The sequence below is a fragment of the Thauera aminoaromatica S2 genome (genome assembly GCF_000310185.1).
In the GTDB taxonomy this organism is placed as follows: Bacteria; Pseudomonadota; Gammaproteobacteria; order Burkholderiales; family Rhodocyclaceae; genus Thauera; species Thauera aminoaromatica.
Genome location: NZ_AMXD01000178.1, coordinates 1 through 6,358 on the forward strand (window position 1 = coordinate 1; position 6,358 = coordinate 6,358).

General features: G+C 71.0%; 6 protein-coding genes and 1 pseudogene. 1 reads left to right on the forward strand and 6 read right to left on the reverse strand.

Translation table 11 applies throughout. The annotated features are described in order from the left end of the window. The 4 genes and pseudogenes from C665_RS17685 to C665_RS17700 form a co-directional block, all read right to left on the reverse strand. Positions 1-350: pseudogene (locus C665_RS17685) on the reverse strand (efflux RND transporter periplasmic adaptor subunit); the annotation flags it as partial. A 72-nt stretch (positions 351-422) separates the two neighbouring features. Beyond that, on the reverse strand, positions 423-1,337 hold the full coding sequence (locus C665_RS17690) for an adenylate/guanylate cyclase domain-containing protein (RefSeq protein ID WP_004324921.1): 915 nt from the start codon (positions 1,335-1,337) through the stop codon (positions 423-425). A gap of 172 nt (positions 1,338-1,509) precedes the next feature. After that, a complete protein-coding gene (locus C665_RS17695; protein ID WP_004324923.1) occupies positions 1,510-2,409 on the reverse strand; it encodes a ribose-phosphate diphosphokinase in 900 nt (299 codons plus the stop codon). A gap of 123 nt (positions 2,410-2,532) precedes the next feature. Continuing rightward, positions 2,533-4,113 (reverse strand): thymidine phosphorylase family protein, encoded by a 1,581-nt coding sequence (locus C665_RS17700; RefSeq protein WP_004324925.1) that lies wholly within the window; start codon positions 4,111-4,113, stop codon positions 2,533-2,535. A gap of 235 nt (positions 4,114-4,348) precedes the next feature. Between C665_RS17700 and C665_RS17705 the strand changes: the two genes are divergently transcribed. Further along, positions 4,349-4,771, forward strand: a complete 423-nt coding sequence (locus C665_RS17705; protein ID WP_004324928.1) for a CBS domain-containing protein — start codon at positions 4,349-4,351, stop codon at positions 4,769-4,771. Between the two features lie 72 nt (positions 4,772-4,843). Here C665_RS17705 and C665_RS17710 read toward each other — a convergent pair whose 3' ends face one another. Together C665_RS17710 and C665_RS17715 are read right to left on the reverse strand one after the other, a co-directional pair. Next, the gene (locus tag C665_RS17710; protein ID WP_004324930.1) at positions 4,844-5,941 is read right to left on the reverse strand and encodes a DUF5924 family protein; all 1,098 of its coding nucleotides are present in this window, start codon (positions 5,939-5,941) and stop codon (positions 4,844-4,846) included. Then, positions 5,938-6,358 (reverse strand): SDR family NAD(P)-dependent oxidoreductase (locus C665_RS17715; RefSeq protein ID WP_040829577.1); only part of this gene is annotated, 421 nt, incomplete at its 5' end. The genes C665_RS17710 and C665_RS17715, both read right to left, overlap by 4 nt.

Below are 6,358 nucleotides of genomic sequence, written 5' to 3' on the forward strand. Positions count from 1 at the left end.
AAGCCGCGTCCGGCGAGCGCGCGCGCCTGGTCGAGCTGGGCGCGCGCCAGCCCGATGCGGCTGTCGATCAGCGCCACCTGGGCGCGCGCGCGGTCGCGCTCGATGCGGAAGGCGGCCTCGTCCAGGCGCACCAGCTCGGTGCCGCGCGCGACCTCCACGCCGGTACGCGCCGGCATCGCGACGATGCGCGCGCCGACTTCGGCGGCGATGCGCGCCTCTTCGCCCGCGACCACGCTCGCCGGGGCGCGGAACTCGGGATACACCGCGATCTCGCCGAGCGCACGCGCGCTCCAGTCCTGGGCGGTCGCACAGAAAGGCAGCAGGAGCAGGAGGATACTCAGGATTCGCATCGGAACACACCGCAATGCATGGGCGAGGCCGCAGACGGCGGGCGCACCCGCAGACCCGTCGTGCATGGGCCCTCAGCCTTCGTCTATGACGCGGAAGGAGAGCGTGGGTGCGGTGAAATCGTCGGGGGCGGCGCCGAGGCCGATCTCCCCCTCGCCGTAGAGCGTGCAGCTGTCGCGGCGCAGCACCACGGGCGCCGAGTTGCCGCGCAGGCGCACCCAGCTGCCGTTGCTGCTGAAATCGGTGAGCACGCACTGCCCGGCGGTCCATTCCAGGCGCGCATGGCGGCGCGACACGCGCGCGTCCTCGACCGGGAAGCCGGCACCGTCGCCACGCCCGAGAATCAGCGGGGGATCGTCGGCGTGCAGTTCGACGCGCTGGTCGAGGCGCTCCAGATCGACCCGGCGCACCGGGCGCACGCCCGCGACGAGGTCGTCGAAACCGAGCAGCGTGGTGAGCGTGGTCTCCGCGGTGCGGGCGAAGTCCACCCGCCACACGCGCATCGGCTCGGCCTTGCCCTTGATGCTGATGCGGTCGAGGCTGTGGCAGGCCACGCGCAGCCCCTCGGGGAGGCTGGCGAACACCGCCTCGCCGATCAAGGTCTCGCCGGTCTGGGCGCGATCGCTCAGGCGCGCGGCGACGTTGACCGGATCGCCGTAGCAGTCGCCATCATGCTCGACGATGGGGCCGAGCGCGATGCCGGTCTTGACCCCGATCGGAGCCCGCCGCAGCTCGGCGCTGGCCAGCTCCTCGAGCACGTCCTGCAGGCGCGAAGCCGCCTGCACCGCGGCGACCGGATCGTCGAACAGCACCAGCACGCCATCGCCGAGATACTTGACGATGCGCCCGCCGGCACAGGCGAGGTGGCGGCCGAGCGCGTGCGTGCACCGGGTGACGATCTGCGTCGCCGCCACGTTGCCAGCCGATTCGAACAGGCCTGTGCTGCCTGTCAGATCGGCGAAGATCACGGTCCTGACCGCTTGCTCCACTGAATTCCTGCCCCGACGGATGTGCGGGCACTGCCCGCGACCCCGAAAAGCGGGGCTCGCTGCAGTGCGCAAGCAAGAATCCTAGCATTAAGGACCGTGATCGTCATCGCCGCGCACGCGACGATGCGCCCGCGGCAAGGCACGCGCGGGGCCGGGTGCGCGCTGCAGGACGCTAGTCGGCGAGGACGGCCCGCAGGGCCTCGGCCAGCATCGGCGCGATGTGAACGGCATTGCTCGGGTGGGCGATGCAGTCGGTGCTCCAGACTTCGCCCACGCCGGCGGCACGGATCACCTCGAGCGCGTCGCCGGCGAACAGCGCGTGGGTGACCGCGACATCGACCGAGGCCGCACCCGCCGCGCGCAGGCGCTCGGCCGCACGCGCGAGGGTGTGCCCGGAGCTGGCGACGTCGTCGAGCAACACCACCGCACGCCCGGCCACCTGCGCGCCCTCGGGCAGCGCGATATCGACCTCGCGGTCGCCGTGGCGGAGCTTGGTGCACACGATGGCATCGAGCCCGTGGCGCCGCGCCGCGGTCTCGACCCACTGCGCCGACTCGGCATCCGGCCCCACCAGCAGCGGGCGGTCACGGCGCGCGACCGCCACGTCGGCGAGCAGGCCGGCGCCCGAGAGCGCGACCGCATGCGGCACCGGAATCGCCTCGGCGAGGCTGGAGATGCGGTGCAGGTGGGGATCGACCGTGATGACGCCGTCGAACAACCCGGCCAGGAATCCGCCGACGATGCGCTGGCTCACCACCTCGCCCGGATGAAAGGCCTTGTCCTGGCGCATGTAGGCCAGATAGGGCGCGACCAGGATGAGGTGGCGCACGCCGCCGCGCCCGGCGCTGCGCGCCACCAGCAGCAGCTCGAGCAGTTTCTCGTTGGGACGGTGCAGGCTGCGGAACAGCACCGCGTTGGCCGGCAGTTCGGCCGGCAGGCGCAGGCGCAACTCGTCGTCGGGGAAGCGGTGGCGCTCGATCTCCGCCGCCTCGAGTCCCGCCGCACGCGCGAGGCGCAAGGCTTCCTCGCGCTCGTCGTCGAAATGCAGCAGCAGGGTGTCTTCAGTACTCATTGGCAGAAGATTACACGCCGTGCGGCGGCGGTCGCCGCGCAGAAATTCACGCCCCGGCTGCAAAACGGAACGCGGTCCGCGGTCCGCCCGGAAGCCTGTCACGTCGCCTCGGCAACGTCGAGTTCAGAACTCCACGAACAGATGCGGCACACCATCCGCCGTCCCCAGCGCGTAGCCGCTGGCGCGCACGCTGGCCTGGCGGGCGAACTCGAGATCGGCCGGATAGTCGGCGTGGACGCGGTAGAGAGGCTCGCCCCTGCCCACCGGCTCGCCGAGCTTCCTGAGCAGATCGACGCCCGAGCCCTGCATCTTGGGCGCCCCCGCCAGGCGGGCGATGCGCGCGAGCTGGTGGTTGTCGATCGCCACCACCACACCGTCGGCCTCGGCGCACACCTCGAAGCTCAGGCGGGCGAGCTGCGGCGCGTTGTGGTCGAAGGCGCGCGCGCCCTGGGCGCGGATGATCGCGTCCATCTTCGCCAGCGCGCGACCCGAGTCGAGGATGTCGCGCGCGATCGCGAAGCCGTCGCCGCCGCGCACGTCGGGGTCGAACTCGAGCATGCGCCCGGCCAGACGCAAGGCCTTCTGGCGCAGGTCGTAGGGCGCGCGCGGGTCGTTCTCGAGCACGCGCATCACATCGCGCGCCTCCAGCACCGGCCCGATCCCGCTGCCGATCGGCTGGCGGCCATCGGTGATGACCACGTCGATGGTCAGGTTCATGCGCCCGGCGACGAACTCGAAGAGCTTGCGCAGCTTCTGCGCCTCGGCCATCGAGCGCACCTTGGCCGTCGGTCCCACCGGGATGTCGAGTACTAGGTGGGTCGAACCCGCGGCGAGCTTCTTGGACAGGATGGAGGCCACCATCTGCCCCGGCGAGTCGATCGACAGCGGACGCTCGACCGAGATCAGCACGTCGTCGGCCGGCGACAGGTTGGCGGTGCCGCCCCAGGCGAGGCAGCCGCGATGCTCGCGCACGATGCCCGACAGCTCCTCGGTCGGCAGCTCGACGCGCGCGAGCACCTCCATGGTGTCGGCGGTCCCCGCGGGCGAAGTGATCGCGCGCGAGGAGGTCTTGGGGCACAGCATGCCGTGCGCGGCGACGATCGGCACCACCAGCATCGAGGTGCGGTTGCCGGGGATGCCGCCGATGCAATGCTTGTCCACCACCGGGCGCTCGTGCCAGTCGATGCGGTCGCCCACCGCCGCCATCGCCTCGGTGAGGAAAGAGACCTCCTCGCGATCGAGTTCGCCCTGGTTGGTGGCGACCACGAAGGCGGTGAGCTCGATCTTGGAATAGCGGTGCTCGGCGATGTCGCGGACGATGGCGCGGAAGTCCTCACGGGCGAGCCGCTCGCCGGCGATCTTGCGATGCAGCGCCGGGATGGAGGACGGCGGCTCGGCCTGCGCGATCATCGCGGGATGGCCGTCATCGACGCCGAGCTGGAAGAAGGCGTCGATCGACACCCCGAGTTCTTCGGGCTCGACGATGCAGCCGTCGTCGACGACGTTGAGGGTGGCGAGGATGCGGCGCCCGTTGGCCCGCACCTCGACCTTGGAAAGGGCCTGGAAACCCTCGGCGCGATAGATCGCGCAGTCGCGGTGCAGGTAGGCGACGTTCTCGCGCCAGGTATCGATCGCCACCCTGCGCAGGCGCAGGGGAGAGGCCGACTCGGCGGTGGCGGGAAGCGGTCCGGCTTGTGGTTCCATAAATTCAGCCTACACCCGCATGGACAGACGAAACAGGACGCAGTTCACACGCAGACGGCGCCACGACGGCGGCGATCGGCGGCGCGGCGAGTCTCTCGCCACCGCGAGACCGTGCCGAAGCCACCAGGCCCCTTCGATCGATACCCATGAACCTTAACCAATATCAAGATCGCGCTCCGGTATTCGTCCTATGGTGTGACAGAAATCACACCAAGCAGAACAAGAGGAGGCCGCCATGACCAACCGCAACATCTCCTTCATCGTCAAGGACCAGAACCCGCTGATGCTGCGTCCCACGGACACCGTGCAGACGGCCTGCCGCAGCATGTGCGAACGCAGCGTGGGCGCGGTGCTGGTGACCGACGCGCGCGCGCACCTCAAGGGCATCTTCACCGGCCGCGACGCGGTGCAGGTGATCGCCAACGGCGGCGACCCGGCCAAGGTGCAGCTGTCCGAGGTCATGACGGCGAAGCCCGACACCATCGACCCCGAGCACAAGGCGATCGACGCGCTGCACATGATGTGCGACGGCGGCTACCGCCACCTGCCGGTGGTGGTCGACGGCAAGGTGGTCGGCATCGTCTCGCGCAGCGACTTCAAGGGCCTGGAGCTCGACCAGTTCGAGGACGAGCAGAGCCTCTGGGAACGCATCTGCTAGCCGCCACGGCAAGCCGGCCGGCAAGACGTCCAGGCCCGCGCGCACCACGGCAGGGGCGCGCGGGCCTTTTCTTCACTCCACCCTGAAGCGCAGCGTGCCGATCATGCGGTCGTCGGCGGCGAGCACCTGCACCTGCCAGCGCCCGCGCGGGTCGTCCGGGAAGTTGCGCTTGCGCGTCCACGCCCGGTAGCCCTCGGCACGGCCGCCGTTCACCTCCAGCTCGATACGGTCCACCACGCGTCCCTCGTGGCGCCACACGTGCACGACCTTCTCCGACAGGCCCAGCGGCGCATGGATCGCGGTGTAGGCGTACAGGCCCTCGGCGAGCAGCTGCCCGGCCTCGATCTGGCGCAGGCTCTCGGCGGGCGCGCGCTGCGCCTCGTCCACCACGCTGGTCACCGCGACCTGGGTCAGGCGCAGCGTGGCCGGCGGCACCCACAGCCGCGCCAGCCAGCCCGCAGCGCCGAGCGCGGCCAGCAGCGCCAGCACCAGCAGCCCGCGCCACCAGCGCGGCACGCTGATCGCCCCGGTCAGCGTCGGGAAGGACAGCACCACCGCGAGCGCGAGCGCGAGCTGGTAGCTCGCCAGCGCCGGCACCTGCAGCACCAGCGGGAACACCACCAGCAGCAGCGCGAACAGGGTCAGCGTGTGGTAGCCGAGGAAGAGCCAGCGCCGTGTCGCCAGGCGGCCGAAGTAGACCGGGTCGAGGATCGCCACCAGCGCCATCAGCCCGAGGGCGCCGGTAAACACCGCCTGCCCGCTGTTCCACGAGGTACTCGCGAAGAAGAAGGGCAGAGCGAAGAACAGGCTCTCCTGGTGGGTGAACTGGGTCAGGTAGCGCACCAGCGCCGGCGGCAGGCCGAAACCGAAGCGCCGCTCGAGCGCGCGGTCGAGCACGCGCTCGAGCACCAGCAGCAGCCAGCCCGCCAGCATCGCCACCGCCATCGCGCGCGCCACACCCTCGTGGCGCTCGACCAGTAAGAAGCTCGACACCCCGGAGACGAAGCCGAAGGTGGCGATCAGCCCGGGATGGCGGCGCAGCCACACCACCACGCACAGGCCGCGCCGCTTCAGGCGGGCGAGGCGGCTCCCACTCGTCCCCGGCGCCGACTCGGTTTCCTGAAGCGAGGCGACCAGGGCCTCGGTCGTCGGGTAGGACTCGTCCTTCATCGTCCGAGGTCGCGCAGGTCGGCCACCGCCTCGCGGCCGAAGTCCTCGTCGAGCAGGAAGTCGACCAGGTGCATCGCGCACTCGGCCGGGGCGACCAGACCGCCGCTGGCCTGCATCTCGGCGAAGCGGTCGCGCAGCGGGAAGCGTTCCGACGTGCTGGCGCGGATCTCGGCCTGCATGCCGGTATCGATCACTCCCGGGGCGAGCGCGCAGATGCGCAGCCCCGGCACGGCGTCGAGCTGCACCGCGCGGGCGTGGTGGTCGAGCGCGGCCTTGGTGGCGCAATACACGCTCCAGCCCGGGTAGGGCTTGCGCGCCGCACCGCTGGAGACATGCAGCACGCGGCGCGCCTGCGGGCCTTCGGCGGCGGCGAAGGCGGCGGCGAGCGCCAGCGGCGCGCCGACGTTGCTCGCCACC